This is a genomic window from Saccharopolyspora indica (assembly GCF_027853965.1).
GTDB lineage: Bacteria > Actinomycetota > Actinomycetes > Mycobacteriales > Pseudonocardiaceae > Saccharopolyspora > Saccharopolyspora indica.
Genome location: NZ_JAQGLB010000028.1, coordinates 60,945 through 86,683, shown reverse-complemented (window position 1 = coordinate 86,683; position 25,739 = coordinate 60,945). Strand labels below are relative to the sequence as shown.

Genomic DNA, 25,739 nt, shown 5'->3' with positions numbered 1-25,739 from the left:
CCGAAGTGAGCTTGCCTGCTCTCGGCGAAAAGAACGTGCCGATTCCGCGGCTGATGCGCAGACTTGAAACCACGTCGCGTTCGACGGTGCGCGGCCCCGCTCGGGCCGCGCCGGCCGGACCGATCGATCACTTGCGAGGTGCAACCCAACCATGACCGATTCCGCGACAGCGGACGTCGCCCGCAGCACCACACCACTGCGGGCGCCAGTGCTGATAGGTGTGCTGGTCGTCTCTGCGTTCGTGATGATCCTCAACGAGACGATCCTGAGCGTCGCGCTGCGCGACCTCACCATCGACCTCGAGGTCAGCACCACGACCGTGCAGTGGCTGACCAGCGGTTTCCTGCTGACCATGGCGGTGGTCATCCCGACCACCGGTTTCCTGCTGGAGCGCTTCACCCCGCGCCAGATCTTCCTGGCCGCCCAGACGCTGTTCAGCGCGGGAACCCTGTTCAGCGCGCTCGCGCCGGGCTTCGAACTGCTGCTGGTCGGCCGCGTCGTGCAGGCCTGCGGCACCGCGGTGATGATCCCGCTGCTGATGACCTCGGTGATGCGCCTGGTCCCGGCGGACAAGCGCGGCGCGACGATGGGCACGATCACCATCGTCATCGCCGTCGCCCCGGCGATCGGCCCGACGATCGGCGGCGCCGTGCTCGGTTCGCTGGGCTGGCGCTGGATGTTCTGGATCGTGCTGCCGCTGGCGCTGATCGCGCTGGGCATCGGCGCGGCCTGGATGCGGCTGGACAGCGACACCCGGTCGGTCCCGCTGGACCTGTTCTCGGTGCTGCTGTCGGCGCTGGGCTTCGGCGGCCTGCTCTACGGCCTGTCCTCGATCGGTGAGTCCAGCGGTGAGCACCAGGTGTCGCCGTGGATCCCGATCGTGGTCGGGGTGATCTCGCTGGCCGGGTTCGGGGCGCGGCAGGTCCGCCTGCAGCGCCAGGACCGGGCCCTGCTGGACCTGCGGCCGCTGGCCAACCGGTCCTTCAGCGTGGCCCTGCTGCTGAGCGCGCTGCTGTTCATGTGCCTGCTCGGCGCCGGTGCGATCCTGCTGCCGCTGTACCTGCAGACGGTCCTGCACGAGTCGACGTTCGTCAGCGGTCTGGCGGTGCTGCCGGGCGGTCTGGTCCTGGGTCTGCTCGGGCGGCCGGTGGGCCGGTTGTTCGACCGGGTCGGCGCGCGGCCGCTGGTGATCCCGGGCGCGGCTGCGATGGCGGTGTCGCTGTGCCTGTTCGCCACCCTGGGCCCGGACTCGTCGCTGGCGGCGGTCATCGCGATCCACGTGGTGCTCATGTGCGGTCTCGGGTTGATGATGACCCCGCTGATGACCGCGTCCCTGAGCGCGCTGCCCGATCACCTGTACTCGCACGGCAGCGCGATCCTGGCGACCCTCCAGCAGGTCGCGGGCGCCTTCGGCACGGCGGTGTTCGTCACCGTCTCCGCCCTGGCCAGCACCGGCACGTCCGGTGCTCCGGACGCGGCCGGGCTGCGCACGGCGTTCATCGTCGCGGGCGGCATCGGCGTGCTGGCGTTCCTCACGTCGCTGTTCATCCGGACGCCTGCCAAGGCCGCCGCGGACGAGGAGGCGGAGGAAACCGGCAGGGAGCCGGCCCCGGTGCACTGACCGCGTTCCAGGAAGCGGCCCGGCCGTCTCGTCCGACGAGGCGGCCGGGCCGCTTTCGCGTTCAGGCCCGGCGTTCTTCGGCGAGGCGCTGCAGGCCGTCGAGCTGCCACTCCAGCTGCTGCTCGAAGGTCACCATCTCGGCCATCGGGTCCGGTTCGGCCAGCCAGCGGATGTAGTGCGGGTACCGGCCCTCCGCCTTGATCCGCTCCAGGTAGGGCCGGGCGGCGTCCGCCAGCTCGTCGTCGGAGGCGAGTCCGGTCCGCCTGCGCATCGCGAGCTCTTCCAGCAGCGCGAGGCCGGAGCTGAAGACCTGCCCGAGCACCGTGTTGATGAAGCCGACTCGGGCGGCTGCTTCCAGGCCGAGCTCGTCGACCGCGGCGAAGGCGGAGTCGTAGAGGTGCAGCGCGTTCGGGCCCAGCGGCGGACGGCTGAACGACATCCGCGCGAACCACGGGTGCCGCTGCACCGCGGCCCACGCGGACAGCCCCATCCCGCGCAGGCAGGCGCGCCAGTCGCCGGGCGGCGGCACGGTGATCTCGCCGTACACCTCGTCGACCATCAGGTCGGTCAGGCCGTCCTTGCTGCCGACGTAGCGGTACAGCGCCATCGGGCTGCGGGTGCCGAGGCGGCTCGCGATCGCCCGCATGGTGATCTCGCCCGACGAGCTCTCGTCGGCCAGTGCGATCGCGGCGGCGACGACTCGTTCCCGGCTGAGCTGGTCGGTGGCGGGCGGGGGTGGCGGCTCGTCGAACCAGACCAGGCCGCCCGGTGGTTTAGCGGTACTCATTTGCCACGGATGGTAGCTGCGTGTACAACGTACATCGTGAATGTACAACGTACACTCGATGGTCAGGTGCTCGTGGTGGGCGGCGGCCTGGTCGGCCTGACGACCGCGCTCGTCCTGCGTCACCACGGCGTCGAGGTGACTCTCGTGGAGAAGCGCGCGACGACGTCGCCGCAACCGAAAGCCCGCCGCTTCCACGTGCGCAGCCTGGAGATCTTCCGCGAGCTCGGGCTCGCGGCGGTGGTCCGCGAAGCCGCGCGCGACCTCGCCGAGCACCACCACATGGCGACCGGGCGCACCCTCGCCGAAGCCCGGCAGCTGCCGCTGTGGCAGCCCCCGGGACCGGACGATCCGATGGAGATCAGCCCGGAGCTGCCGTGCCTGGTCGCCCAGGACGTGCTGGAACCGGTCCTGCGGCAGGCGGCCGATGACGCCGGTGCGCGGGTGCGGTTCCAGACCGAGCTGATCTCGTTCGCCCAGGACGCGGACGGCGTGCTCGCCGAGCTGCACGACCACCGGACCGGCCAGGACACCAAGCTCCGGGCGGCTCACGTCGTCGCCGCGGATGGTGCGCGCAGCCCGGTGCGGTCCGCGCTGGGGATCGGCCGCTCCGGGCGCGGCGCCGTCGGCGAGCCCAGCGTCAACGTCTACTTCCACGCCGACCTGTCCGACGTGGTCCGCGACCGGGAGTTCAACCTGTGCAGGCTGGAGCACCCGGCGCTGCCCGGCGCGCTGGCCTCGGTGGACGGGCGGTCCCGCTGGGTGTTCATGACCGGTGGCGAGGTCGAGCAGGACTGGCCCGCGCTGCTGCGCACCGTGCTCGGCGTGCCCGCGCCGGATCTCGAAGTCCGCAGCGTCCTGCCCTGGCAGGCGGAGATGCTGGTCGCCGACCGCTATTCGGACGGGCGGGTGCACCTCGCCGGAGACGCCGCGCACGTGATGCCGCCGTTCGCCGCGCTCGGCGCGAACACCGGCATCGCCGACGCGCACAACCTCGGCTGGAAGCTCGCCGCGGTGCTCTCCGGTGCGGCCGCGCCCGCGCTGCTGGACAGCTACGACGCCGAGCGGCGCCCGGCCGGGTGGTTCACCGCCGACCAGTCGAGCCGCCGGACGTGGGACGTGACGACCGCGCCCGATCCGGGGCTGGCCGATCCGCTCGTGCTGGCCGCAGGCGCGTTCCAGTACCCGGCAGGGGCCTTCGCGGACGGCGCTGACGATGCCGAACCGGTCACCGAGTTCGCCCCGGCCGGGCGGGTCGCCACCCGGGTCCCGCACCGCTGGCTCGGCACCGGTCTGTCCACACTGGACCTAGCTGGGCCGGGATGGGCGCTCGCGGTGGCCGACGATCCGCAGCGCTGGGCGGCCGGGGGAATCCCGGCCCACCGCCTGGACGCCGACTTCCTGGTGCCCGGAGAGGGACTCCTGATCCGCCCCGACGACGTGATCGCCTGGCGCGGCACCGATCCCGCGGCACCGGCCGCGGTCCGCGAGAAGCTGCTGGCGGGTTGAGGATCTTCACCGCTTGCGCTGGGCGGCTCTCCACACCAGGAGCGCCGCCCCGATCAGGACCGCGGTGCCGACCGCGGTGCTGACGTGCAGCGCTGCGGTCCAGGCCTCGCGTGCTCGGTCGAGGAGCTCGCCGCCTTCCGCGCGAGGTAATCGGGCGGCGAGCTCGACCGCTGCACCGATGCCGCCGCGTGCGGCTTCAGCGGCTTCCGCGCCCGCCGTGCCGGGCACCGCGTCGCCCAAGCCGCTCCGGTAGGCGGCGGCGCCGATGCTGCCCAGAACGGTCACGCCGAGTGCGATTCCGAGCTCGCCGCAGGTCTCCTTGAGAGCGGTCGCCGAACCCGCGCGCTCCGCGGGCACCGCGTCGATGATCGCGCTCGTGCTGGCCGTCATGACCGGCACCGCTCCGAGGCGGAGCACGATCATGCCGATCACCAGGAGCACCGGCGCGGCCGGGCCGTCGGCAACGGCGAGCAGCCCGGTTCCGGCGGCCGCGACGAGCAACCCGGCCGTCAGCAGAACGGTCGGGCGGAATCGGCGCGTCAACGCCGAGGAAGCGGCGGACAGCGCGATTCCGGCCACAGTGGACGGCAGCAGCCAGATCGCCGCCTGCAGCGGCGGCAGGCCCAGCACGCCCTGCAGGTGCTGTGCGAGGAGCAGCGTCGTGCCCGCCGTGGTGAAGACCATGAGGGTGACCGCCAGCAGCGGCGCGGTGAACGCCCGGTCGCCGAGCAGCGAGAGGTCGAGCATCGGCTGCGGAGATCTGCGCTGGCGGCGGACGAAGGCCCAGCCGAGGACGAGCCCGCCGAGGATCGCGAGCCCGGGCACCAGCCGCCCGGATCCGGTCGACAGCTCCTTCAAGCCGTAGACGAACAGCACCACGGTGGCGGCCGACAGCAGCGAGCTCGTGAAGTCCGGCTTCCCGCCCGTGCGGTCGCGCTGCTCCGGCAGCAGGAACGGGCCGGTGACCAGCAGCAGCGCCAGCACCGGAACGCCCAGCAGGAACACCGACCGCCAGCCGGCGAGCTCCAGCAGCAGCCCGCCGGCCACCGGGCCGAGCACGTTGCCCGCGATGAAGCCGGTCACCCACCAGCTGATCGCGGCCGCGCGCTGCTCGGGCACCTGGAACATCGCGCGCAGCAGCGCGAGCGTCGTGGGCATCAGCGCCGCACCTGCCGCACCGGCCAGCGCCCGCGTCAGGACCAGCACCTCGGCGCTGGGCGCGAACGCGGCGAGCACGGTGGCGGTGCCGAACGCCGCCGTCCCCGCCAGCAGCAGCCCGCGGTGCCCGATCCGGTCGCCGAGCGATCCCATGGTGATCAGCAGCGCCGCCGTGGCGAAGCCGTGCGCGTCGACGATCCAGAGCAGCTGCGGGCCGGTGGCGGCGAGGTCCGCGCTCAGCGTCGGCAGCACCAGGTGCAGCGCGGAGTTGTTGATCGACAGCAGCAGCATCGGGAGGGAGAGCACGGCCAGACCGGCCCACTCCCGCCGTCCGGCACGGGATCGCGTGGTTCGCACAGCCGCCGACGCTAGGCAGCCGCGGCGGCCGGTCGCCTCCGTCGGGCGACCTGGTCGCCCGGAACCCGGTCGGTCGACGGAGGCGAGGTGGCGCTGGGACTTCCTAGCGTTGGCGGAGGTGGAAGGAGCGGCCGATGAGCGGATACGAAGCGACCGTCAACGAAGCGCTGGACCGGGTGGCGAACCTCGGCTACGAGCGCACCGGGGGAGAGCTGGCGAACCACGCGCCGATGGGTGCGGAGACCATCGCGGTGCTCGGCTACTACGACGCGGTGGGGCCGTGGATCGAGAACTACCGCCGGGGGCAGGAGCACTACGATCCGCCGGAGTCGTCGAACCGCATCGACGCGGCGGACGAGTCCTCGTGGCGCTCCGCGCTCGGCGTGTTCGGCCGGGCCGGGGACTGGGAGCGGCTGTTCCGCCGCGAGCTGGCCGACGAGCCGTGGCGCGCGGTGCTCGCCCGCTGGTGGCCGCGGCTGATCACGGGCGTCTTCGCCGGTATGACGCACGGGGTGATCCGCACCGCGCACGCCGTGCGCGGCCTGGCCGCGGTCGCCGAACCGAGCCCGCTGCAGCTCGACGAACTCGCCCGCGGCATGGCCTACTGGGCCGCTCGGTTCGTGCACCTGCCCGGCAACGCGACTTTCGAGGCGTCGGGCGGATTCGTCGCGGCCGTCGCGGCGTTGCCCAGGGAAGGCCTCGCCGAGGCGAACAACATCGACGAGCTCCGGCAGGCGTGGTCCCGGATGGACGAGGTCCCCGGCTACGCGGAGGCGCTGAGCGCGCCGGGACCGGCCGAGGCGCAGTGGCTGCTCGGTGAGATGACCGCCGAGTTCGCCGGGGTCTTCCTCGCGCACCCCGAGTTCGTCCCGGCTCCGGCGCTGGTCCACGCGGTCACCGCACCGGCGGCCGTGCGGCTCGTGCTGCCGCACCTCCCGGCCGAGCAGCACCTGGCTTCGGTGGGCGAGCTGTGGAAGATGCAGGCAGCGCTGCTGACGACGTTCACCGTCGGCCGCCAGGGCGAGGACGCCGCGCGCACGCTCGCCGGTGAAGCGGAGCAGCTGGGCTTCGCCGAACTCGTGGCGCGGGCCGTGGAGCACGGCGACGAGCACGTCATCAAGTTCACCGAGGCCTGCATGCGCGAGCACGCGCTGCGTCCGGACGCGCGCTACGCCGCCGCGGTTCTCTCGGCGCAGCAACGGATTCCGCGAGGTGCCGGGACGAACGCCCGCCGCCTGGTCTCCGGCTAGCCTTGCGACGTGATCAGCGGGCGGGTGGACGAGTTGGCGGCCATCACCGGAGTGCTGCGCGCTGCTCGTTCCGGGAGCGGCGGTGCGCTCGTGATCCGCGGTGAGGCCGGGATCGGGAAGAGCGCACTGCTGCACCACCTCGACGACGACGGGATGCGGCTGCTGCGGGGGAGCGGCGTCGAGGCCGAGTCCGAACTGCCCTATGCGGGACTGCACCTGCTGCTGCGCACCGCCGCGCACCGCTTCGACGAGCTCCCGGCCGAGCAGGCCGGGGCGCTGCGCACTGCGTTCGGGGCGGGCGACGCCGACCGCTTCCTGGTCGGCCTGGCGGTGTTGACGCTGTTCGGCATGCTGGCCGCCGAGCGACCGCTGCTGTGCGTGGTCGACGACGCGCACTGGCTCGACGCGGCATCGGCGGAGGCCTTGCTGTTCGCCGCGCGCAGGCTGGACACCGAGCCGGTGGCGCTGCTCTTCGCCGTCCGAGAGCCGCACGCGCCGGAATTCCCGGCACCGGGCGTGCCCGAGCTGCACCTCGACGGGCTCGACGACGCGGCCGCGGATGCACTGCTGCCCGCTGATCTGCTCGACGACATCCGCACCCGGATCCTGGGCGAGGCGCGCGGAAACCCGCTGGCGCTGCTCGAACTCCCCGCGTTCCGGACCGCCCTCGGCTACGAGCCCGCTCCGCTGCGCACCCCGGTCCAGCGGATGCTCGCGGCCCGGATCGCCGGACAACCGCCGCGCACCAGGACGTTGCTGCTGGTCGCAGCCCTGGTCGACACCGGAGAAGCAGCGGTGGTGCTCGACGCCGCCGAATCGCTCGGAGCCTCCATCGAGGACCTCGCCCCAGCAGAGCGCGCAGGCCTGCTCCACCTGGTCGGCGGCACGTTCGTCTTCGGCCACCCGCTTCTCCAGAGCACTGCCTGCTGCGGGGCCGAGGTGGCGCGCCGACTCGAAGCGCACCGGGCGCTCGCCGACCGGCTGGACCGGGGCAGGCGGGCCTGGCACCTGGCCGCCGCGACCGTCCAGCCGGACGAGGAGATCGCGGCCGAACTCGAGGAGAGCGCGGCAGAAGTGCGCCGCCGCGGCGGATACGCCGCTGTCGCCGCGCTCTGCGAACGCGCGGCCGCACTCACCCCGGACCGGCGGCAGCGGGGTCGGCGGCTCATCGCGGCGGCGAAGGCGGCCGCCGACGCCGGACGGCCGGAACGCGCCGCCGGATTCGTCGCGGACACGGCCGGATTCCTCACCGACCCCGTCGACCTGGCCGAAGCCGCCGGCGTCGACGCGCTCCTCGCCCAAGAACGGGGCGGCCAGCCCTACCGGGCGTTGATCGAGGAGGCGGCGGACGTCGCGGCACGGGCTCCGGAACTGGCCGGGCGCCTGCTCTTCCGGGCGGCCAAGAACGCCTGGGAATCCGGCGATCTGGCCGCCGTCGTCGACGCCGCGCGCAGCGCGGACGCGCTCGGCCGGACCAACTCGGACCTGGTCGCCGCGCTGGCCCGCGCCGCGACCGGCTTCCACCGGCTCACCAGCGGCGGCGCCACCGACGGCGTCGCGGCGGTGCGGGAGATGCGCAGCGCGCTGGGACCGCCGGCGGGCCCGCCGCGCAAGCGCGTGATGATCGTGTGGTCGCACGTCTGGCTCGGCGATTTCCGGACCGCCCACAGCCTCGCCTCGGCCCTGGCCGACAGCTGTCGCGCCGAAGGCGCGCTGGGGGCGCTGCCCGACGCCGTGGCGGTTCTCGCCCTGACGCAGATGCAACTCGGGATGCACGGCGAGGCCTGGACCAGCGGGACGGAAGGACTGCGCCTGGCCGAAGAACTCGGCCACGCGTCGGCAACCGGAGTGCTGACGGTCGTCCTCGCCCACCTGGCCGCCATCGAAGGCGACGACGAGCGGTGCCGCAGCCTGCTGTCCGAGGCGCGGAAGCACGGTGTGCCGCCGGTCGCGCTCCGGGCCACGCGCGCGCTGAACCTGGCCGACCTGGCCGCCGGACGTCCGGAGGCCGTCGTGGCCAGGGCCGACGACATCGCGGCCGGCCTGACCAGGATGGATGCCCGAAACGGTCTGCCGGACCTGGTCGAGGCGGCGGTCCGAACCGGCCGACCGGAACGCGCGCAGGAACCGTGCGACTGGTACGTGGACTGGGCAACGCACATCGGCCGCCCCTGGGCCGCCGCGATCGCCCAGCGCTGCCGAGCGCTGCTCAGCGAGGACCCCGAGCCGCACTACGCGGCGGCCGTGCGACTGCACCGGGACGGCGACGAGGTGCCGTTCGAACGCGCTCGCACCGAACTGCTCTACGGCGAGTGGCTGCGCCGCCGACAGCGCCGCGTCGACGCCCGCGTGCAGCTGCGCTCAGCACTGGAGAGCTTCGAGCGGCTGAGCGCGCGTCCCTGGGCGGAGCGCGCCCGCGAAGAACTGCGCGCCACCGGGGAAAGTCGCCCGCCCACCGAGCAACCCCGGCTGACGCCGCAAGAACGCCAGGTGGTCCGCCTAGCAGCGACCGGCCTGACCAACCGCGACATCGGCGCCCAGCTGTTCCTCAGCCCGCGAACGGTCGGCTACCACCTGTCCAACGCCTACGCGAAGCTCGGCGTCACCTCCCGCCTCGAACTCGCCCACCTGCCCGGCCTCGCGGGCTGACCAGCCCGACCACGTTTTCACCGGCTCGCGTCCAGGGACGGGTTCAGCGGTGCGAAACTGTTCGTTGTGACCGGTGACGTTCGGCTTGAGGCCGATGAACTCCTCCAGGCGCGTGGTCTGCTGGCCCTGGCCAGTGATGTCGGAGAGACGTTCGTCGGCGGAAGCTACCACTCCGACTTGATGATCTGGCGTGACTTGGACATCTACATCAGGGCGCCTGAGCTGAGCGTTGCCGAGTACTTCGAGTTCGGCGGCCGGGTTGCGCAGCTCGTGGACGCGCGCAGCGCCTCGTTCCGGGACAACTGGGCAGGCGCTGTCCCTGATCTGCCGCACGGCCTCTACTTCGGTATCAAGCAGGGCGATCCGCGGCGAGGCGCGTGGAAGCTCGACCTGTGGGCCTTGGACGACGCCGACTTTGAACGTACCCGCGCAACGGCACGCGCGTTCACCGCGCGGCTGACACCAGAATCACGGGCCGCCATCCTGGACATCAAGGCTGCCTACTGGGTGGATCCCCGCTACCGAGATACCGTCACCAGCACCATGATCTACGAAGCGGTGCTCACGGCCGGCGTGAACACCCCTGAAGAGTTCAGGCGCTGGCTCGGCTGACTCCGTAGGAACGTCAGGTCGTCCGGCTGGCGGCGACCGGCCTGACCAACCGGGACATCGGCGCCCAGCTGTTCCTCGGCCCGCGAACGGTCGGCTACCACCTGTCCAACGCCTACGCGAAGCTCGGCGTCACCTCCCGCCTCGAACTCGCCCGCCTACCGGAGCGAATCACCGGGTCAGGGGAGAGGTGAAGGGCACCTTTCACCCACTTACTTGGTGAAAGGTGCCCTTCACGCGGAAAAACTCACCCGCGCTCGCGCCGCGCGGGGCGGTGCTGCGCTCGGATGGGTGGTAGGTGAAGGGCACCTTTAGGCAAGTAACTTGCTAAAAGGTGCCCTTCACCTCGAAAAGTTCGCTCCGTCGTGGTGCGCCCCCGGCGCGAGCCGGTCGGGATCGGCGTCGCGCCGGGGGCGGGTGGATGGCCGGGCAGTGTCGGGGAGGGCGCTGCTGCCCGGCCATCCGCGTGCCCGGCCGTCCGGGGGCCGACGGCGTGCGGGCACGGGGGCGGCGAGGACACCGGGGCTGGGAGGGGGACCTCGGTGCTCTCGCCGAGCTTCACAACCGTTGGAGTTCGGCGAGAATCCGGCGCAGCGTCCACGGATGCCTCGCCATCGCAGCGGTGTCGTCGAACGGCAATCCCGCCTCGGCCCGGGGAAGCACTTGCGTCACCGAGTCATCGAATGGATCGCCCCGGTTTTCGGGTTCGCGGAGCCGATGCCTGCCACCGCGCGTGGCCTCGGCTCGGGCTTGGGCCAGCAGCTGGTGCACGGTCAACGCGCCAGCGCCCGATCCGGCGTGCTTGCCCTGCTCGGCGAACTGCCGCACCGAGAACCAGGCGACGAGAGCAACGACGGCGACTGCGGAGGAAACCAGCACGATGATCAACGATCTGCCCTCTCGGCTCGAATGGTGATGACTGCGTTGTCCGTGCGCAGCGCCCCGGCCAGCCGTTCCAGGCAGCTCGCCAGCCGCTCGCGCTCAAAAGCCGTGCACTCGCCCGATTCCAGGTCCGCAACCGCACCGTCCAGCGCGAAGATCGCCCCACGAGCCAGGTAAGCGAGCTGCGGACGCCCGGCACTCATCGCCCACCGGCCAACGGCGGAAGCCCGGCCAGCACCCGCGCCGCCGCGTCGCAGTCCGGGCACGTCGGCCACAACCAAGCCATATCGCCGGTTTCGGCCTTGACGACCTGATCGCACAACGTCGTCAACTCGGTGCCATCGGGATAGACCAACGCACCCGGCGGATGCGCATCAGCGCTCGCATGCCGCTGACCGCCTGCGGGACTCCAGTGGAACGGGTGGGGGCTGTATCCGGGCATGGCGACCTCCGTCCGATAGGTTGCTGCCAGATGGAACCGTGGTGCCAACTGGACCCATTAAGAATGATCGACGGTGCCGATTGGCACAATGCACCTTTGTGGTGAACTCATCGCTACCGTGGGCGTCGCTATCCTGTGGCACATGGCTGGCACCACCCCGAAAGCAGTGGCGATCGGCTCCGAACTCCGCCGCGCCCGCGAAGACGCTGGACTCAGCGCCCGGCAACTCGCCGACAAACTCGGGCTCTCGCACACGACCATCGGCCGCTGGGAGAAGGGCGAGCGCTCGCCACGACCCGTCGACGTCGCGACCGTGCTCAGCGCTCTCGGAGCGGACAACGCGATACGCGAGGAACTCGTAGAGCTGGCACGCGACACCGATGGATCACATTGGGTGGCCACCAGCCTGCCCGAGCAGCAGCGACAAACCGCCGCGCTGCTGGAGATCGAGCGCGATGCAACAGCGATCACCGCCGTTTCGGCGATGCTGATCCCTGGCCTGCTGCAAACCGGGAACTACGTGCGGGCGATCATGACCGCTGGCGGTGTTCCTGACGCCGACATCGAGACGCGCGTAGCGGTCCGCCTCGGCAGGCGGGATGCCATTACGCGCACCAGCAAGCCAGCCATTCTGTCCGCCTTCGTCGACGAGAGCGCGCTCTACCGCCTGATCGGCGGCCACCAGGTGATGCATGAGCAGCTGCAATGGCTGCTCCACGTCATGGAATGGCCCACTGTTGACCTACGCGTAGTGCCGATGGGCGTGGGCTGGCATCCAGGACTCGAGGGCGCATTCGACCTGGTCGAGCGCGGCGTAGATCACGCACCAGTGGTCCAACTGGAAACAAGGCGGTCTTCCTTGTTCCTTCACGAAACCGCCGATGTCGCCACGTACCAGGAAGCGGCTGCGAAGGTGAAAGAGGTTGCGCTGAGCCCGGACGCCACATCCGAGCTCATCGCCGATGTGATCAACAGAATGGATGCGAAACATGACGGTACAGCAGGAACCGACTAACTGGCGGAAGTCCAGCCGATCGGTGAACGGCTCCAACTGTGTCGAGGTCGGGCGCGTTGAGGGTGGCGCTGCGGTGCGCGACACCAAGGATCGTGCAGCCGGGTACTTCACCACGACTTCTGGTCAGTGGGCCTCGTTCATCGCAGCGTTAAAGAACGACCGCTTCGACGGCTGAAGACGAAGGAGGGCACCGCCGTCGGCGATGCCCTCCTCGTGCAGCAGTGCTCAGTCGCCGACGGCGGTTTCCGCCAGCGGCTTGGCGGCCGGGGCCAGCTGCTTGGTCTTCTTGGTCCGGCGGTTGCGCCGGTCCAGGTAGGTGGCGAACCACGTCAGCAGCAGGCACATCGAGATGTAGATCGCCGCCACCACCAGGCTGACCGGGATGATCGGCCGGTCCAGCGTCGGGATGCCGCCGAGGTAGCGCGCGTAGTACAGCAGCTCCTGGTAGGTGATCAGGAAGCCGAGCGCGCTGTCCTTGAGCAGCACCACCAGCTGGCTGACGATCGCGGGCAGCATCATGCGCACCGCCTGCGGCAGCACCACGGTCCGCATGACCTGGTTCTTGCGCATGCCGATGGAGTAGGCGGCCTCCATCTGCCCCTTCGGCAGGGCGGCCACGCCGGCCCGGAACACCTCGGCCAGCACCGAGCCGTTGTACAGCGTCAGACCGAGCACGACCGACCAGTACTGGCCGAAGCTCACGCCCAGCTGCGGCGCCGCGTAGTACAGGAAGAAGATCAGCACGACCAGCGGGATCGCGCGGAAGAGCTCCACGACCGCGGCGGAGGGCAGCCGGATCCACTTGTGGTCGGAGAGCCTGCCGAGCGCGAACACCGCGCCGAAGACCAGCGCCAGCACCGCACCCGTGAGGAACGCACGAACGGTGTTCCACAGCGCGCCGAGCAGCTCCACCTGGATCTGCTCGTAGAGCAGCCACTCCCACTTGCTGGCGTCGAACTGCCCGGTGGCGTAGAAGCGCAGCACCACGTATCCCAGCAGGCCCAGCACCACGAGGGCGCTGATGATGCTGATCAGCCGGTTGCGCGCGCGGGCGCGCGGACCGGGGGTGTCGAACAGGACGCTGCTCATCGGGACACGCTCCACCGTTTCTCGAAGCTGCGCTGCACCAGGGTCAGCGGGATGACCAGGATCAGGAACCCGACGGCGATCCACACGAAGGCGTTCAGCGTCGGCTCACCCTGCTCGTTGAGGTACGGGATGACCGCGCCGACCTCGTTCACGCTGAACCCGGCCGCGACCGTGGTGTTCTTCAGCAGCGCGATCAGCACGCTGACCAGCGGCGGAACCGTGGCGCGGAACGCCTGCGGCAGGATCACGTTGGTCAGCGACTGGCCGAAGCCCAACCCGATGGAGCGGGCCGCCTCGGCCTGCCCGACCGGAACGGTGTTGATCCCCGCGCGCAGCACCTCGCAGACGAAGGCCGAGGTGTAGATCGTCAGCGCGATCACCGCGGCGGTGAAGAACGGGAACTGGACGAGCTCCAGCTTGGGGTAGGCGAAGACGAAGAAGAAGAACACCAGCGTCAGCGGGGTGTTGCGCAGCAGCGTCACGTACCCGGTGCCGACCGCCCGCAGCGCCGGGATCGGGCTGACCCGCATCGTGGCCAGGAGCGTGCCCAGCACCAGCGACCCCACCGCGGACAGCAGGAAGAGCTCGATGGTGCTGAGGAAACCCCTGGCGAGGACGTCGCCGTACTCCACCAAGATGTCGAACAATGCGTACTCCAGGAGGAATCGGGTGCCCGGGACCGCGCACGGCCCCGGGCACCCGATGACGGATCAGTAGCGGTCGACCTTGGGCGGCTCAGCGGTGCTGCCCGACTTGCCGAGGGTCGCGTCGTAGACGCGCTTCCACTCGCCGCTGGTCGCGGCCTGCTCCAGGATGTCGTTGACCTTGGCGCGCAGCGCGTTGTCCTCGCGGGACAGGCCGACGCCGTAGGGCTCCTCGGAGAAGACCTGGCCGACGACCTTCAGCTTGTCCGGGTCCTGGGCCGCGTAGCCCTTCAGGATCGCGTCGTCGGTGGTGACGGCGTCGATCTGGCCGTCGAGCAGCTGCTGGACGCACTCGGAGTAGCGCTGGAACTCGACGATGTTCTGCGGCTCGGTCAGCTGGTCGGCCTTGACCTTCTGGATCGGGGTCGATCCGGTCGCCGAGCAGACCTTCTTGCCCTTGAGCGAGTCCTTGCCGGTGATGTCGGTGTTGTCCGAGCGCACCAGCAGGTCCTGGCCCGCCATGTAGTACGGCCCGGCGAAGCCGACCTGCTCCTTGCGCTTGTCGTTGATGGTGTAGGTGCCGACGTAGTAGTCGACCTCACCGGTGGAGATCGCCTGCTCGCGCGCGGTCGACGGGATCGGCTTGTACTCGATCTTGGTGTTCGGGTCGAAGCCGAGCTGCGCGGCGATCAGCCGGGCGATCTCGATGTCGAAGCCGGAGTACTGGTTGGTCACCGGGTCGCGGAAGCCCAGCCCCGGCTGGTCCTCCTTGACGCCGATCACGACGCGGTCCTTCTGCTTCATCCGGTCGAACGTCGGCGATCCCTCGACCTGCACGTTCTGGGCGATGTCCTGCTGGACCTGCGGTTCGCCGCCGCCGGGGGCGCCTTCCCGGCCGCAGCCGGTCAGGGCCAGCGCCAGCGAGGCGGCCAGCACGGTCACCAACCGCATCTTCTTGGCTCGCATTACCTCTGCCTTTCTACGCAGTGGGCACTCAGTGGGTGAGGATCTTGCCGAGGAAGTCCTTGGCGCGGTCGCTCTTCGGGTCGTCGAAGAACGCGTCCGGCGCGGCGTCCTCGACCACCTCGCCGTCGGCCATGAAGAGCACCCGGTGCGCGGCGCGGCGCGCGAAGCCCATCTCGTGCGTGACGACCAGCATGGTCATCCCCTCGGCCGCGAGGTCGGTCATGACGTCCAGCACCTCGTTGACCATCTCCGGGTCCAGCGCCGAGGTGGGTTCGTCGAACAGCATCACCTTCGGCTTCATCGCCAGCGCCCGCGCGATCGCGACGCGCTGCTGCTGGCCACCGGAGAGCTGCGCCGGGTACTTGTCCGCCTGGTTGGCGATGCCGACCCGCTCCAGCAGCTGCAGCGCGGTCTCCCGAGCCGCTTCCTTGCTCTGCTTGCGGACCTTGACCGGCCCCAGCGTGACGTTCTCCAGGATCGTCTTGTGCGCGAACAGGTTGAACTGCTGGAACACCATGCCGACGTCGGAGCGCAGCTCGGCCAGCGCCCGGCCCTCGGCGGGCAGCGGGACGCCGTCGATCTCGATGCTGCCGGAGTTGATCGGCTCCAGCCGGTTGATCGCCCGGCACAACGTCGACTTGCCGGACCCGGACGGCCCGAGCACCACCACGACCTGCCCGCGGGGGACTTCCAGGTCGATCTCCCGCAGCACGTGCAAGGAACCGAAGTACTTGTCGACCGCGGACATCCGGATCATCGGAGCGTCCGTGGAAGCTGCCGTCATTCGAACTCCTGAACGCGTCAAAGTGGATTCGTTGGCCGAAACTTAAGCCTCATTCGGGGGATAGTCCAGACGGAACGGACCAAGCGATGTTGCAACTAGGTTACGCTCCGCAGTCGCTTTTCGTGGGTGATCACTGACGCTCGGTAGCCGAGCTGAGCGCGACCTGCTCGCCGGGCGGGTGAATCCGCGATCTGACCAGGAGCTACCGTGGAGCGGTGAGCACGAGGACGTACGAGATCCGCACCTTCGGCTGCCAGATGAACGTGCACGATTCGGAGCGGCTCGCGGGCATGCTGGAGGACGCCGGGTACGAGCGCGCCGGATCGGGTGACGCCGATGTGGTCGTGTTCAACACCTGCGCGGTGCGGGAGAACGCGGACAACCGCCTCTACGGCACCCTCGGCCACATGCGCCCGGCCAAGGACCGCAACCCGAACATGCAGATCGCGGTGGGCGGCTGCCTGGCGCAGAAGGACCGCGACACGATCGTCAAGCGGGCCCCGTGGGTGGACGTCGTCTTCGGCACCCACAACCTCGGTTCGCTGCCGACGCTGCTGGAGCGCGCCCGGCACAACGAAGAGGCCGAGGTCGAGATCCTCGAAGCGCTCGACGTCTTCCCCTCCACGCTCCCGGCGCGCCGCGAATCGGCCTACTCCGGCTGGGTGTCGGTGTCGGTCGGCTGCAACAACACCTGCACGTTCTGCATCGTGCCCGCGCTGCGCGGCAAGGAGAAGGACCGTCGGCCGGGCGAGATCCTCGCCGAGGTGCAGGCGCTGGTCTCCGAGGGCGTGCTCGAGGTGACGCTGCTCGGCCAGAACGTCAACGCCTACGGCGTCGAGTTCGGCGACCGCTTCGCGTTCGGCAAGCTGCTGCGCTCCTGCGGGCAGATCGAGGGCCTGGAGCGGGTCCGCTTCACCTCGCCGCACCCGCGCGACTTCACCGACGACGTGATCGAGGCGATGGCCGCGACGCCGAACGTGTGCCCGCAGCTGCACATGCCGCTGCAGTCCGGCTCCGACCGGATCCTCAAGGCGATGCGCCGCTCCTACCGCTCCGAGCGATACCTGAACATCCTGCGCAACGTGCGCGAGGCGATGCCGGACGCGGCCATCACCACCGACATCATCGTCGGCTTCCCCGGTGAGACCGAGGAGGACTTCGAGGCGACGATGGAGGTCGTCCGGCAGGCCCGGTTCTCCAGCGCCTTCACCTTCCAGTACTCCAAGCGCCCCGGCACGCCCGCCGCCGAGCTGCCCGACCAGCTGCCGAAGGAGGTCGTGCAGCAGCGCTACGACCGGCTGATCGAGCTGCAGAACGAGATCTCCTGGGCGGAGAACAAGAACCTCGTCGGCCGCCCGGTGGAACTGCTGGTCGCCGAGGGCGAGGGCCGCAAGGACGCGGAGACCCACCGGCTCTCCGGCCGCGCCCGCGACGGGCGGCTGGTGCACTTCACGCCGACCGGCGCCATCGACCGCGAGATCCGGCCCGGCGACGTCGTGCACACCACCATCACCCGCGCCGCCCCGCACCACCTGGTCGCCGACACCGACATCAGCTCGCACCGGCGCACCCGGGCGGGCGACCACTGGGAGGAGGGCGTGCGGCCGAAGACCTCGGGCGTCACGCTCGGCCTGCCGTCCTTCGGGGCCCCGGCCCCGCAGCCGAACGCCGAACAGGGATGTGCGTGTTGAGCGGAGTGCAGGAAGCGATGATGAGCGAGGCCGAGGACCAGCGCCAGCAGCGGGCCTGGCTGCGCCGAATCGACCCGGGCGCCCGGGCGATGGTGATCGCGCCGGTGATGCTGGTGCTGGTCGTCTCCGCGATGCTGCCCTGGGCCGGTGACGCCGCGGGCTGGGAGGTGCTGACCGGTCAGGCGGACCCGGCGCTCAAGATCGGCCTGCTGCCGTGGCTGTTCGCGGTGAACTCCACCGTCGTCGGCCTCGGCTTCGGCACGCTGGCGCTGATCACCCGCCGCTGGCTGTTCGCCTTCGTGGCAGGCCTGGCCGGGCTCGTGGTGGCCTTCGAAGGGGTGATCGCGATCTGGTCCCGCCAGACCAGCGGTCAGCACGGCCCGGCGTTCGGCCTGGTCATCGCGGCGGTCTGCATGGTCGTCCTGGCCATCCAGTGGATCAAGGTCATCTGGTCCAGGGACTGACGTCCAACGCGCGAAAGGGCCCCTCCAGCCGGAGGGGCCCTTCGCACATCCGCTACCTGCTGGCGATCGCCTGCTCGGCGGCCGACAGCCACTCCCGCCACTGGTCGGCCTGCTCCTGCGCCTTCTTGGCGCGGCGCTCGTCGCCCGCGGCGCGCGCCTTCTCGGCCTGCGCCTCGAACTGCTCGACCCGCTCGCGGAACTGCTCGACCCTGGCCTGCGCCTCCGGGTCGGTGCGCCGCCACTGCGCGTCGGCGGCGTTGCGGACCTTGTCGCCCACCGCCCGCAGCCGGCCCTCCAGATCGCGCATCCGCTCGCGCGGCACCTTGCCGATCTCGTCCCACCGCTCCTGGATCCGGTGCAGGTGCGCCTGAGCGGCCTTGAGGTCGGCCGACGGATCGATCTGCTCGGCCTCGACGAGCAGCTCCTCCTTCAGCTTCGCGTTCGCGGCGAACTCGGCGTCGCGCTCGGAGAACGCCTCCGAGCGGCGGCTGAAGAACCGGTCCTGCGCGGCGCGGAACCGCTGCCACAGCGCGTCATCGCTGTCCTTGGGCGCCCGCCCGGCCGCCTTCCACTCCGCCATCAGCTGCTTGTAGCGGTTCGCCGTGTCGCCCCAGTCGGTGGACTCGGTCAGCGACTCCGCTTCCTCGACGAGCTCCTGCTTGTGGGCCTTGGACGCCGCGCGCTGCCGGTCGAGCTCGGCGAAGTGCGAACCCCGGCGGCGGCTGAACGCGTCGCGCGCCTTGGAGAACCGCCGCCACAGCTGCTCGTCGGTCTTGCGGTCGACGCCGCGGACCTTCTTCCACTCCTCCAGGATCTCCCGCAGCCGGTCGCCGGCGCTCTTCCAGTGGGTGGCCTCGGCCGCGATCTGCTCGGCCTCGGCGACCAGCGCTTCCTTGCGCGCGATCGCGTCCGCGCGGGCCTGCTCCTTCTCGTGCTTGGCGCCTTCGACGGCCTGCTCGGCCCGCACCAGCAGGTGCTCGATCCGGGTGTTGAGCGCCGCGAGGTCACCGATGACCGCGGCCTCGGCCAGCGATTCGTGCAGGTGCTTGGCGTTGGTCAGGGTGTGCTTCGGGTCGCCGGCGTGGGTGCGCAGCCGGGTCTCCAGCAGCTCGACCTCGGTGAGCAGGTCGTCGAACTTGCGGGCGTAGAGGGCCAGGCCCTCGGCGGCGTCACCGGCCTGCCAGGAGCCGATCGCCCGCTCGCCGTCGGCGGTGCGGACGTACACCGTGCCGTCGGCGTCCACCCGCCCCCACTTGGTGGGATCGGTGGACGCGGTCGGCACCGCGGGCGCGACCGCGGCTGACCCGGTGGTGCCGGTGGTCGAGTCCTCGGTCGCCTTGTCAGCGACCGGCTCGGGGGTCGTGTCCTGGTGCGTCATGGCCGGCTTCCTCCTTGCGTGCCCGCTCCGATGCCCGTGCCGGGCACGGGCGCCCCGCATGCACGGGGCCCAGCAAGCGGCGACCCGGACCCATCGGCGGTCCGGCCTCCGCTGGCGCATTCAAACAGGTCAGGGCGCGAATCGGTACTCCGTCGCGAAATCGACGCGCCGGAGCAGCGGTTGACCACCCGCAGCGATCCGGTGACCTGCACGGCTTCATTGTCATCAAGCACCTGTTCGGGCGCAGCGGGCAGGGGTGGGCAAGCCCGCGTCGCCGCCGGTCTCGGTGCCATTCGCCAGTGCCTCTACCGTGCACGGATGTGATCGCCTGTATCGCTGTGGTGCCGTACCCGCCGTTGCTGGTTCCCGCGCTGACCGTGCGTGCCGATGCGGAAACCGCGCGCTTGCGGGGCGCCTGTTCGCGCGCCGTGTCCAGTCTGACTGAACGTGCAGCCGAATGGGTGGCCGTTGGCGTAGATCGGACGGGTCCGACCGTGCTGGGACCCGACACGGCGGGCACGTTCGCGGGCTTCGGCCGGGACGTCCGGGTGACGCTGGGCGGCACCGCCGCCACGGACCCGGAACTCCCGCTACCGGCCCTGATCACCGGTCTGCTGCGCGAGCAGGCCGGTGCCGGTTCCGCATCGGTGCGCCTGCTCGCGCCGGACACCCCGGCGGAGGAGAGCTGGCGGCTGGGGGAGTCGCTGGCGGCGGAAACCGACGGCCTGCTCGTGCTGGCGGACGGCTCGAACTGCACCGACGAGCGCTCGCCGCACCCGCCGGACGAGCGCGCGAGCGGGCTCGACGAGCAGATCCGCACGGCCCTGGCCGAGGTCGACACCGCACAGCTGCAAGCCCTGGACCCGCAGCTGTGCGCTGAACTCGGCGTCGAAGGCCGCGCCGCGCTCCAGGTCCTGCCGGGAGCGGTGGCGGCCAGCGGCGGAACCTGGCGCGGCGAGCTCCTCTACTCGGCGACCCCGTACGGCGTCACCTACCACGTAGCGACCTGGACCAGGCAGCCCTGACCTGGGCGGCCGGTCCCGTCCAGTTCGCCGCCCGCACCACGGCCTGATCCGGCAGGTCGGAGGCCAGGAACTAGGGTCGGGGTGTGCAGTGCCTTCCCCACCTGGTGGCGATCATCGGTCCCACCGCAACCGGCAAGTCGGACCTGGCCGTGGAACTCGCGCAGGACCTCGGCGGCGAAGTGGTCAACGCCGATGCCATGCAGCTCTACCGGGGGATGGACATCGGCACCGCCAAGCTCACCGAGGCCGAGCGCCAAGGCGTCCCGCACCACCAGCTCGACGTCCTCCAGGTCACCGAGACCGCATCGGTGGCGGCCTACCAGCGGCACGCCCGCGCCGCCGTGGAGGACGTCCTGGCCAGGCGCCGCACCCCGATCCTGGTCGGCGGCTCCGGCCTCTACGTGCAGGCCGTGATCGACGACCTCACCTTCCCGGGCACGGATGCGGAGGTCCGGCGCAAGTACGAAGCGGAGCTGGAGCAGGTCGGCCCCGCGGTGCTGCACCAGCGGTTGGCCGAGCTCGACCCGGCGGCCGCGCTGGCCATCCTGACCAGCAACGGGCGGCGCATCGTGCGGGCGCTGGAGGTCATCGAGATCACCGGGAAACCGTTCTCGGCGAACCTGCCGAAACCCGGTCCGCCGCGCTACGGCGCGGTGCTGCTCGGCCTGGACCGCCCGGTCGAAGACCTCGACGAGCGCGTCGACCGCCGGGTGACCCGCATGTTCGACGCCGGTCTGGTCGAGGAGGTCCGGCGGCTGGAGGAGATCGGACTGCGCTCGGGGCGCACCGCCAGCCGTGCCCTCGGCTACCAGCAGGTCCTCGCCGAACTCGACGGCGAGGAGGACATGGCGGCCGCCGCTGCGGAGACCGCGAAGCTCACCCGCCGCTTCGTCCGGCGCCAGCGCTCCTGGTTCCGCCGGGACGCGCGGATCCGCTGGTTCGACGCCGCCGACCCGGCCCTGGTCGCCGACGTCCGGGCCGCGCTCGCTCCGTAGACTCGTCGACGTGCGCACTTCTCAGGGACCCGAGTTCATCAAGGGGCACGGCACCCAGAACGACTTCGTCATCCTGCCCGACCCGGACGGCGCGCTGGAGCTGACCGGCGAACGCGTGCGGGCGCTGTGCGATCGCCGCCGCGGTCTCGGCGCGGACGGCGTGCTGCGGGTGGTCCGAGCCGGTGCGCTGCCGGACGCTCCCGCCGACGTCCCGGCGGACGTGTGGTTCATGGACTACCGCAACGCCGACGGTTCGATCGCTGAGATGTGCGGCAACGGCGTGCGCGTGTTCGCCCGCTACCTCGCCGACTCCGGGCTGGCCACCACCGGTGAGCTGCCGGTGGGCACCCGTGCGGGCGTGCGACCGGTCCGGATCCGCGAGGACGGGCAGGTGACCGTCGACATGGGTGCGGCGAAGATCTTCGGGGAGTCCACCACCAGCGCTTCGGGCCGCACCTTCAGCGGAGTCGCCGTCGACGTCGGCAACCCGCACCTGGCCTGCGTGAGCGATGCCGAGCTCGAAGACCTCGACCTGGAGACCCGGCCGCCGCACGACCCCGACCTGTTCCCGAACGGCGTGAACGTCGAGTTCGTCCGCCCGCTGGAGGGCGACCACGTGCAGATGCGCGTGTACGAGCGCGGCGTCGGGGAGACCCGCTCCTGCGGGACCGGCACGGTCGCCGCGGCGGTGGCGGCGCTGCGCGCGGCCGGTGCGGACACCGGGCGTCGAGTGGTGCACATCCCCGGCGGCACCGTCGAGGTGGAGGTCACGCCGACGACCGCCACGCTCACCGGACCCGCGGTCCTGGTCGCCCGCGGGCACCTCGACCTGGACTGGTGGCAGACCGCTTGACCGCTGCCGGTGACTGCCGCCAGCGTGCTGGCGCCCCTCAGCGGCGGCCGCTGGCGCCCCTCGCGCGAGCGCAAACGGGTCACCGCGGGTTCGAGGCGTGAAAATGGGTCGCGAGCCGTGGGACAATGGCCTTGATATGAAAAATTCTTTGACCCGATCCGCCGAGCTCGACCACGACGTGGTCGAAGCCGACGAATACGAACCCATTCCCTCCGTCGAGCCGTCCACGGGTGAGATGGAGCTCGCCGAGCGCGCGTCGCTGCGGCGGATCGCGGGGTTGTCCACCGAGCTCGCGGACATCACCGAGGTCGAATACCGCCAGCTCCGCCTGGAACGCGTGGTGCTGGTCGGCGTCTGGACCGACGGCGATGCCGCGCACGCCGATGCCTCGCTGACCGAGCTGGGCCGACTGGCCGAGACGGCCGGTTCGGAGGTGCTGGAGGGACTCATCCAGCGCCGCGACAAGCCGGATCCCGGTACCTACATCGGCTCCGGCAAGGTGCTCGAACTCCGCGACATCGTCGTCTCGACCGGTGCCGACACCGTGATCTGCGACGGTGAGCTCTCACCCGGCCAGCTGCGCCAGCTGGAGGAGAAGCTCAAGGTCAAGGTGGTCGACCGGACCGCGTTGATCCTGGACATCTTCGCCCAGCACGCCCGCTCCAAGGAGGGTAAGGCGCAGGTGGAGCTGGCCCAGCTGCAGTACTTCCTGCCGCGCCTGCGCGGTTGGGGCGAGACGATGTCCCGGCAGGCCGGTGGCCGCGCCGGGGCCAACGGCGGCGTCGGCACCCGAGGTCCCGGTGAGACCAAGCTGGAGACCGACCGGCGGCGCATCCACAAGCGCATCAGCAAGCTGCGCAAGGACCTGGCCGCGATGCGCACGGTGCGCGGCACCAAGCGCGGGCGCCGGGAGGCCAACGAGGTGCCGGGCGTGGCCATCGCCGGCTACACCAACGCGGGCAAGTCCAGCCTGCTCAACGCGTTGACCGGTGCCGGTGTGCTGGTGGAGGACGCGCTGTTCGCCACCCTGGATCCCACCACCCGGCGGTCCACCACCCCGGACGGGCGCGCCTACACGCTGACCGACACCGTCGGTTTCGTGCGCCACCTGCCGCACCAGCTGGTCGAGGCCTTCCGCTCCACGCTGGAGGAGGTCAGCGGTGCGGATCTGCTGGTGCACGTCGTGGACGGCTCCGAGGCCGCGCCGCACGACCAGGTCGCGGCGGTGCGCGAGGTGCTCAACGACATCGGTGATGAGCACGAGTCGGGGATGCCGCCGGAACTGCTGGTGGTGAACAAGATCGACGCGGTGGACGAGACGCGCATCGCCGAGCTGCGCAGGCTGATGCCGGACGCGGTGTTCGTCTCCGCGCACAGCGGTGTGGGCGTGTCCGAACTGCGCGAGGTCATCGCCGATCGGCTGCCCCGACCGGACGTCCTCGTCGACGCGCTGGTGCCCTACACCCGCGGCGAGCTCGTCGCGCGCGTCCACGCCGATGGCGAGGTCGTCGAGGAGGAGCACACCCCGGACGGCACCCGCCTGCGGGCCAAGGTCCGACCCGACCTGGCCAGCGCGCTGGAGCCGTTCACCGGGAAGGAGTGAGCGCTGCCGGTGCGGTTGCCGCCGCACTGCTGCTGGTGACGCCGGGCGCCGCTGCGGCGGCACCAGCAGTCGCGCCACAACCGGTCGAGCAGTGCCGGATCCAGGACGAACGCCTGGACGAGCTCTCGGGCCTGGCCTCCGACGGCCGGGCCTGGTACGCCGTCAACGACGGTGGCCGCTCGCTGCGGGTCCACGTCCTGGATCCGGCCGACTGCTCGGTCCGCGACGTCCGCACGGAGTCGAACGATCCGTACGACGTGGAAGATCTCGCGCTGGGCCGCGACGGTTCCCTCTGGCTGGCCGACATCGGCGACAACCGTCGCCGCCGCGACACCATCGCGCTGCACGTGATGGCGCCGGGCGGTGGTCTCACGCTGCACCGGCTGGCCTACCCGGACGGCGCGCACGATGCGGAAGCGCTGCTGCTCGACCGGGCGGGCGTGCCCTTCATCGTCACCAAGGAACCACTGGGGCGGGCGGGCGTCTACCGGCCCGCCGAACCGCTGGACGCCGAGCGGACCGTGCCGCTGGAGCGAGTCGGCTCGGTGACGGTGCGCTCGACCAAGACGCCGGGCGGCCCGCTCTCCGGGAGCTTCGGCTCGACGCTGGTGACCGGAGGCTCGGTCAGCCACGACGGCACGGCCATCGCGATCCGCACCTACACCGATGTCTACCTCTACAGCGCACCGGACGGCGACGTGGCGGCCGCGCTCCAGCGGGAACCGCTGCACATCCCGCTGCCGAACGAGCCGCAGGGCGAGGCGATCGCCTGGGACCCCGACGGCACCCTGCTGTCCGCGTCCGAAGGCCAGGAACCCGTCCGCCGCATCCCGGGAGCGGCGGGGCTGCTGGCCGAAAGCACCACTGCACCGGCCGAGGACGCTGAACAGCCCTCGAAGCCCGCCGACGGAACCGAGCCCGCCACCGGGGCCGGCACGTCGACCGGCCAGGCGCTGCTGTTCGCCGCCGTGCTGGCCGGGCTGCTCGTCTTCCTCGCGGGCCGACTGCGCCGCAACCGCTGACCGGGTTTCCCCGAACCCGGTACCAGGGCTGCTCGGCGCCGCGGGAAGCTCCGCGGCCGCGGCGACCTGCGTCAGAGCCGGCGCAGGACCGCGACCACCTTGCCGAGGATCGCCGCGTCGTCGCCCAGGATCGGCTCGTAGGCGGTGTTGTGCGGCAGCAGCCAGACGTGCTCGTCGGTGCGCTTGAAGGTCTTCACCGTCGCTTCGCCGTCGATCATCGCGGCCACCACGTCGCCGTTCTCGGCGTCCGGCTGCTGGCGCACCGCGACCCAGTCGCCGTCGGTGATGGCCAGGTCCACCATCGAATCGCCGACGACCTTGAGCAGGAACAACGTCCCGTCGCCGACGATCTCCTTCGGCAGCGGGAAGACGTCCTCGATCGACTCCTCGGCCAGGATCGGGCCGCCGGCCGCGATGCGGCCCACCACCGGCACGTAGGCCGGCTTGACCTGCCCGGAGCCCTCCAGCTCCGGTTCGCCGCCGACCAGCACCCCCACGGTGCGCGGCCGGTGCGGGTCCCGGCGGAGGTAGCCCTTCCGCTCCAGCACGCGGAGCTGGTAGGCGACCGAGGAGGTCGAGGTGAGCCCGACGGCGTCCCCGATCTCCCGGACGCTCGGCGGATAGCCGTGCTCGCGCATCCACTTGCGGATGGCCTCCAGCACCCGGAGCTGCCGATCGCTGAGCTCCTCGGTTCCGCGGGCCTGTTCGGGCAGGGTGTGCACGTCGGCCTGGGAATCCTTGACGTCGTGTACCCGGCCCTTGATCGAGCCGGTCGCATTGCTCGCCACCGCTGCCTCCTGTCCGTCTGAACTGCGGTGCTGATCACGGGGGCCGTTCGGTCCGCCCGCTTTCCACAGTAGACGCGCAAAACTCGGAGATCAAACACCTGTTCGAGTTAATTTTGGCCCCGGGTATCGCGCTGCGGCGCACTCTTGGTACACAATCGCAC

Annotated in this window: 25 protein-coding genes and 1 pseudogene; 15 read left to right on the top strand and 11 right to left on the bottom strand. The window is 71.0% G+C overall.

All coding sequences use genetic code 11. The features are described 5' to 3' along the window. Positions 1 to 151: 151 nt before the first annotated feature. The gene (locus tag OU416_RS36680) at positions 152 to 1,621 is read left to right on the top strand and encodes an MDR family MFS transporter (RefSeq protein ID WP_270931681.1); all 1,470 of its coding nucleotides are present in this window, start codon (positions 152 to 154) and stop codon (positions 1,619 to 1,621) included. Positions 1,622 to 1,682: 61 nt separating this feature from the next. On the opposite strand, the gene OU416_RS36675 is transcribed toward OU416_RS36680, so the two are convergent. Continuing rightward, positions 1,683 to 2,408, bottom strand: coding sequence for a TetR/AcrR family transcriptional regulator C-terminal domain-containing protein (locus OU416_RS36675; protein WP_270931680.1), 726 nt, complete (start codon positions 2,406 to 2,408; stop codon positions 1,683 to 1,685). A 36-nt stretch (positions 2,409 to 2,444) separates the two neighbouring features. Between OU416_RS36675 and OU416_RS36670 the strand changes: the two genes are divergently transcribed. Next, positions 2,445 to 3,914, top strand: a complete 1,470-nt coding sequence (locus tag OU416_RS36670; protein WP_270931679.1) for an FAD-dependent oxidoreductase — start codon at positions 2,445 to 2,447, stop codon at positions 3,912 to 3,914. Positions 3,915 to 3,920: 6 nt separating this feature from the next. Here the strand turns inward: OU416_RS36670 and OU416_RS36665 are convergent, their stop codons facing one another. Next, positions 3,921 to 5,429, bottom strand: a complete 1,509-nt coding sequence (locus tag OU416_RS36665; protein WP_270931678.1) for an MFS transporter — start codon at positions 5,427 to 5,429, stop codon at positions 3,921 to 3,923. Positions 5,430 to 5,563: 134 nt separating this feature from the next. On the opposite strand from OU416_RS36665, the gene OU416_RS36660 reads away from it, so the two are divergent. The 4 genes and pseudogenes from OU416_RS36660 to OU416_RS36645 form a co-directional block, all read left to right on the top strand. Next, positions 5,564 to 6,679, top strand: a complete 1,116-nt coding sequence (locus OU416_RS36660) for a questin oxidase family protein (RefSeq protein ID WP_270931677.1) — start codon at positions 5,564 to 5,566, stop codon at positions 6,677 to 6,679. 9 nt (positions 6,680 to 6,688) lie between these two features. Beyond that, positions 6,689 to 9,328, top strand: coding sequence for a LuxR family transcriptional regulator (locus OU416_RS36655; protein ID WP_270931676.1), 2,640 nt, complete (start codon positions 6,689 to 6,691; stop codon positions 9,326 to 9,328). Positions 9,329 to 9,394: 66 nt separating this feature from the next. Next, the gene (locus OU416_RS36650) at positions 9,395 to 9,940 is read left to right on the top strand and encodes a hypothetical protein (RefSeq protein ID WP_270931675.1); all 546 of its coding nucleotides are present in this window, start codon (positions 9,395 to 9,397) and stop codon (positions 9,938 to 9,940) included. 20 nt (positions 9,941 to 9,960) lie between these two features. Continuing rightward, positions 9,961 to 10,131: pseudogene (locus OU416_RS36645) on the top strand (helix-turn-helix domain-containing protein); the annotation flags it as partial. 364 nt (positions 10,132 to 10,495) lie between these two features. Here OU416_RS36645 and OU416_RS36640 read toward each other — a convergent pair. The 3 genes from OU416_RS36640 to OU416_RS36630 are packed head-to-tail and all read right to left on the bottom strand — an operon-like array spanning position 10,496 to position 11,261. Continuing rightward, positions 10,496 to 10,825 (bottom strand): hypothetical protein, encoded by a 330-nt coding sequence (locus OU416_RS36640; protein ID WP_270931674.1) that lies wholly within the window; start codon positions 10,823 to 10,825, stop codon positions 10,496 to 10,498. Further along, positions 10,822 to 11,094, bottom strand: coding sequence for a hypothetical protein (locus tag OU416_RS36635; RefSeq protein ID WP_270931695.1), 273 nt, complete (start codon positions 11,092 to 11,094; stop codon positions 10,822 to 10,824). The genes OU416_RS36640 and OU416_RS36635 overlap by 4 nt, the downstream gene beginning before the upstream one ends. Continuing rightward, the gene (locus OU416_RS36630) at positions 11,019 to 11,261 is read right to left on the bottom strand and encodes a zinc finger protein (protein WP_270931673.1); all 243 of its coding nucleotides are present in this window, start codon (positions 11,259 to 11,261) and stop codon (positions 11,019 to 11,021) included. The genes OU416_RS36635 and OU416_RS36630 overlap by 76 nt, the downstream gene beginning before the upstream one ends. A 142-nt stretch (positions 11,262 to 11,403) precedes the next feature. Between OU416_RS36630 and OU416_RS36625 the strand changes: the two genes are divergently transcribed. Next, the gene (locus OU416_RS36625; RefSeq protein ID WP_270931672.1) at positions 11,404 to 12,276 is read left to right on the top strand and encodes a helix-turn-helix domain-containing protein; all 873 of its coding nucleotides are present in this window, start codon (positions 11,404 to 11,406) and stop codon (positions 12,274 to 12,276) included. Beyond that, a complete protein-coding gene (locus OU416_RS36620) occupies positions 12,251 to 12,451 on the top strand; it encodes a DUF397 domain-containing protein (protein ID WP_270931671.1) in 201 nt (66 codons plus the stop codon). Before OU416_RS36625 ends, OU416_RS36620 begins: the two co-directional genes overlap by 26 nt. A 50-nt stretch (positions 12,452 to 12,501) precedes the next feature. Here the strand turns inward: OU416_RS36620 and OU416_RS36615 are convergent, their stop codons facing one another. The 4 genes from OU416_RS36615 to OU416_RS36600 all read right to left on the bottom strand — a co-directional run bounded on the left by OU416_RS36615 (position 12,502) and on the right by OU416_RS36600 (position 15,732). Then, positions 12,502 to 13,365, bottom strand: a complete 864-nt coding sequence (locus OU416_RS36615) for an amino acid ABC transporter permease (protein WP_270931670.1) — start codon at positions 13,363 to 13,365, stop codon at positions 12,502 to 12,504. Continuing rightward, the gene (locus OU416_RS36610) at positions 13,362 to 14,012 is read right to left on the bottom strand and encodes an amino acid ABC transporter permease (RefSeq protein ID WP_270931669.1); all 651 of its coding nucleotides are present in this window, start codon (positions 14,010 to 14,012) and stop codon (positions 13,362 to 13,364) included. Before OU416_RS36610 ends, OU416_RS36615 begins: the two co-directional genes overlap by 4 nt. Before the next feature lie 63 nt (positions 14,013 to 14,075). Further along, the gene (locus tag OU416_RS36605) at positions 14,076 to 14,975 is read right to left on the bottom strand and encodes a glutamate ABC transporter substrate-binding protein (protein ID WP_270931668.1); all 900 of its coding nucleotides are present in this window, start codon (positions 14,973 to 14,975) and stop codon (positions 14,076 to 14,078) included. A 28-nt stretch (positions 14,976 to 15,003) separates the two neighbouring features. Continuing rightward, entirely contained in the window at positions 15,004 to 15,732 is a 729-nt protein-coding gene (locus OU416_RS36600; protein WP_270931693.1) for an amino acid ABC transporter ATP-binding protein, read from the bottom strand. A 242-nt stretch (positions 15,733 to 15,974) separates the two neighbouring features. Here OU416_RS36600 and miaB point away from each other — a divergent pair, with 242 nt between their 5' ends. Continuing rightward, on the top strand, positions 15,975 to 17,450 hold the full coding sequence (miaB, locus tag OU416_RS36595) for a tRNA (N6-isopentenyl adenosine(37)-C2)-methylthiotransferase MiaB (RefSeq protein ID WP_270931667.1): 1,476 nt from the start codon (positions 15,975 to 15,977) through the stop codon (positions 17,448 to 17,450). A 5-nt stretch (positions 17,451 to 17,455) separates the two neighbouring features. Further along, positions 17,456 to 17,914 (top strand): Rv2732c family membrane protein, encoded by a 459-nt coding sequence (locus tag OU416_RS36590; RefSeq protein ID WP_270931692.1) that lies wholly within the window; start codon positions 17,456 to 17,458, stop codon positions 17,912 to 17,914. A gap of 52 nt (positions 17,915 to 17,966) precedes the next feature. Here the strand turns inward: OU416_RS36590 and OU416_RS36585 are convergent, their stop codons facing one another. Continuing rightward, the gene (locus tag OU416_RS36585) at positions 17,967 to 19,292 is read right to left on the bottom strand and encodes a DUF349 domain-containing protein (protein WP_270931666.1); all 1,326 of its coding nucleotides are present in this window, start codon (positions 19,290 to 19,292) and stop codon (positions 17,967 to 17,969) included. Between the two features lie 494 nt (positions 19,293 to 19,786). Here OU416_RS36585 and OU416_RS36580 point away from each other — a divergent pair, with 494 nt between their 5' ends. The 5 genes from OU416_RS36580 to OU416_RS36560 all read left to right on the top strand — a co-directional run bounded on the left by OU416_RS36580 (position 19,787) and on the right by OU416_RS36560 (position 24,790). Beyond that, on the top strand, positions 19,787 to 20,317 hold the full coding sequence (locus tag OU416_RS36580; RefSeq protein WP_333779678.1) for a class III extradiol ring-cleavage dioxygenase family protein: 531 nt from the start codon (positions 19,787 to 19,789) through the stop codon (positions 20,315 to 20,317). Between the two features lie 83 nt (positions 20,318 to 20,400). Further along, positions 20,401 to 21,312: a tRNA (adenosine(37)-N6)-dimethylallyltransferase MiaA gene (gene miaA / locus OU416_RS36575; RefSeq protein ID WP_270931664.1), complete on the top strand. Its 912-nt coding sequence runs from the start codon at positions 20,401 to 20,403 to the stop codon at positions 21,310 to 21,312. 10 nt (positions 21,313 to 21,322) lie between these two features. Further along, a complete protein-coding gene (gene dapF, locus OU416_RS36570) occupies positions 21,323 to 22,165 on the top strand; it encodes a diaminopimelate epimerase (RefSeq protein ID WP_270931663.1) in 843 nt (280 codons plus the stop codon). A gap of 136 nt (positions 22,166 to 22,301) precedes the next feature. Beyond that, positions 22,302 to 23,768, top strand: a complete 1,467-nt coding sequence (gene hflX, locus OU416_RS36565; protein ID WP_372907137.1) for a GTPase HflX — start codon at positions 22,302 to 22,304, stop codon at positions 23,766 to 23,768. Further along, complete coding sequence (locus tag OU416_RS36560; RefSeq protein ID WP_270931662.1) at positions 23,765 to 24,790, top strand: NHL repeat-containing protein; 1,026 nt, start codon at positions 23,765 to 23,767, stop codon at positions 24,788 to 24,790. The genes hflX and OU416_RS36560 overlap by 4 nt, the downstream gene beginning before the upstream one ends. A 71-nt stretch (positions 24,791 to 24,861) precedes the next feature. On the opposite strand, the gene lexA is transcribed toward OU416_RS36560, so the two are convergent. Further along, positions 24,862 to 25,578 carry a transcriptional repressor LexA gene (gene lexA, locus OU416_RS36555; RefSeq protein ID WP_270931661.1) on the bottom strand — a complete coding sequence of 239 codons (717 nt, stop codon included), beginning with the start codon at positions 25,576 to 25,578 and terminating at the stop codon, positions 24,862 to 24,864. Between the last annotated feature and the right edge of the window lie 161 nt (positions 25,579 to 25,739).

What these genes read in the sequence shown, in the direction of transcription:
- OU416_RS36680 (WP_270931681.1), top strand. Translation starts at nt 152, where the DNA reads ATGACCGATTCCGCGACAGCGGACGTCGCCCGCAGCACCACACCACTG.
- OU416_RS36675 (WP_270931680.1), bottom strand. Translation starts at nt 2,408, where the DNA reads ATGAGTACCGCTAAACCACCGGGCGGCCTGGTCTGGTTCGACGAGCCG.
- OU416_RS36660 (WP_270931677.1), top strand. Translation starts at nt 5,564, where the DNA reads ATGAGCGGATACGAAGCGACCGTCAACGAAGCGCTGGACCGGGTGGCG.
- OU416_RS36630 (WP_270931673.1), bottom strand. Translation starts at nt 11,261, where the DNA reads ATGCCCGGATACAGCCCCCACCCGTTCCACTGGAGTCCCGCAGGCGGT.
- OU416_RS36625 (WP_270931672.1), top strand. Translation starts at nt 11,404, where the DNA reads ATGGCTGGCACCACCCCGAAAGCAGTGGCGATCGGCTCCGAACTCCGC.
- OU416_RS36620 (WP_270931671.1), top strand. Translation starts at nt 12,251, where the DNA reads ATGACGGTACAGCAGGAACCGACTAACTGGCGGAAGTCCAGCCGATCG.
- OU416_RS36615 (WP_270931670.1), bottom strand. Translation starts at nt 13,365, where the DNA reads ATGAGCAGCGTCCTGTTCGACACCCCCGGTCCGCGCGCCCGCGCGCGC.
- OU416_RS36605 (WP_270931668.1), bottom strand. Translation starts at nt 14,975, where the DNA reads ATGCGAGCCAAGAAGATGCGGTTGGTGACCGTGCTGGCCGCCTCGCTG.
- OU416_RS36600 (WP_270931693.1), bottom strand. Translation starts at nt 15,732, where the DNA reads ATGATCCGGATGTCCGCGGTCGACAAGTACTTCGGTTCCTTGCACGTG.
- OU416_RS36585 (WP_270931666.1), bottom strand. Translation starts at nt 19,292, where the DNA reads ATGACGCACCAGGACACGACCCCCGAGCCGGTCGCTGACAAGGCGACC.
- hflX (WP_372907137.1), top strand. Translation starts at nt 22,302, where the DNA reads ATGAAAAATTCTTTGACCCGATCCGCCGAGCTCGACCACGACGTGGTC.